General features: G+C 39.6%; 2 protein-coding genes. Both read right to left on the bottom strand.

Going from position 1 to position 1,595, the window contains the following annotated elements; genetic code table 11:
- Positions 1–962: HAMP domain-containing sensor histidine kinase (locus tag F6K23_RS40365; protein ID WP_293166823.1), on the bottom strand; the 962-nt coding region annotated here is incomplete at its 3' end.
- Between the two features lie 41 nt (positions 963–1,003).
- On the bottom strand, positions 1,004–1,595 hold a 592-nt coding region (locus tag F6K23_RS40360), incomplete at its 5' end, for a response regulator transcription factor (RefSeq protein WP_293166821.1).

Here is a 1,595-nt window from a genome sequence, read left to right as displayed (position 1 = left end):
TCTAGCAAATCGCGATCGCCACAAATTGTTTGTGATTTTGCTGGTACATTTAAATTAAACTTTAAACCTTTTTCTAGTGCTAAAGTTTCATATTTTTTAGCTAAAGAGTTTAACAACTCTACGATGTCAGTCTTGGCAATATCTTGAGGATTTAATTTTCCTTCGTGACGGGCAAGGAATAGTAAATTAGTAATCAAAGCACTCATAGATTTACTTTGAGTAACAATATTTTCTAAACGCTGATGGGGTTGTATATTATCTTCAATAGGGGCAAGTAAACCGACTTGAGCATTGCTTAATATTGCTGCTATAGGTGCGCGTAATTCGTGGGAAGCATCGGCAGTAAAACGTTGCAGTTGTTCGTAAGAGCGTCTTGCCGGCAGCATTGCCAAACCACCTAGAATCCAGCCCACTATACCAGTAAAGCCGAGAGTCATTGGTACTCCCAGGGATAAAAATAGACGTAATCGCGCCAGTGAATCTTGAAGAGGTTCAAGAGAAACAGCAACCTGTAGATAACCAACTAGAGATTTATCGTATTTTAAGGGGAGGGTTAATTTACGCAGATTTCTTTGTCTAGTTGTGCCATTAAGGTTGCAACTATACTCTAGAGTTTGCCATCCAGGTGTCACTAAAGACTGTTGCTGAGGACAATTACCAATAAACTCTAAGAGGCGCTTCTGGGAGTCGTACCACAGAATATAAATTATCTTTGATTCTAAGGGTAGAGTTTCGCGATTTTGCAATGATACATTTTCTGTGTCTATCTGCCAGCTTTGCTCCTGTTGCTGATAGCTTGTAAGTGAGGCAATTTTTTTAGTTTGAGCGTAAATTCGAGTGTCCAATTCCCGCATTTGCTCTTTTACCTGACGATTATAAATCGTAAAGGCAAACAGAATTAAAATACTTCCCATCGAGAGGGTAAACCAATAAGCTAGGCGGCGGCGAGAGTAATCAAACATTTATGATTTGAGAATTAACTTTACAGACAACAAAAGTAATTCTAATCTGGAACATCTAGACGATAACCAATCCCGTAAACTGTTTCCAACCAATCTTTTGCCCCAACTGCCTCTAAACGTTGTCGCAACCTTCTGACTAAAGTAGTTACTGCATTACTTTCAGGTTCGCTTCCCCAACTCCAAAGTCCCTGTTCGATTTGATCACGGGATAACACTTGCTGGGGATGACGCATAAGATATTCCATTAGTTGAAACTCTCTTACTGAAAGTTGAATTTTCTCTTTTCCCCGCTCTAAGTTCAAACTGGTTAAATCTAGCTTTAAATCCCCTAAAGTTAGGATATCTCCTTGCCATAATGGCGATCTTCTTCCTAAAGCTCTTACTCTTGCCAGTAACTCTAAAACATCTACAGGTTTAACAATATAGTCATCTGCACCTGCATCTAAACCATCAACCTTATCAGCCGTAGTGTCTTTAGCAGTTAGCATTAATACTGGTGCCGCATTACCCAATTTACGATACTGCCGACAAAGATCTACACCGCTGACTTTAGGTAACATCCAGTCTAAAATCAAGAGGTCATAATCTTTTTCCTTTGTTAACCATAATGCCGTTTCGCCATCTTCCACTGCA

Source organism: Okeania sp. SIO2C9, assembly GCF_010672455.1.
In the GTDB taxonomy this organism is placed as follows: Bacteria; Cyanobacteriota; Cyanobacteriia; order Cyanobacteriales; family Microcoleaceae; genus Okeania.
The sequence above is the reverse complement of the archived record's forward strand: the minus strand, read 5'-3'. Positions and strand labels throughout refer to the sequence as shown.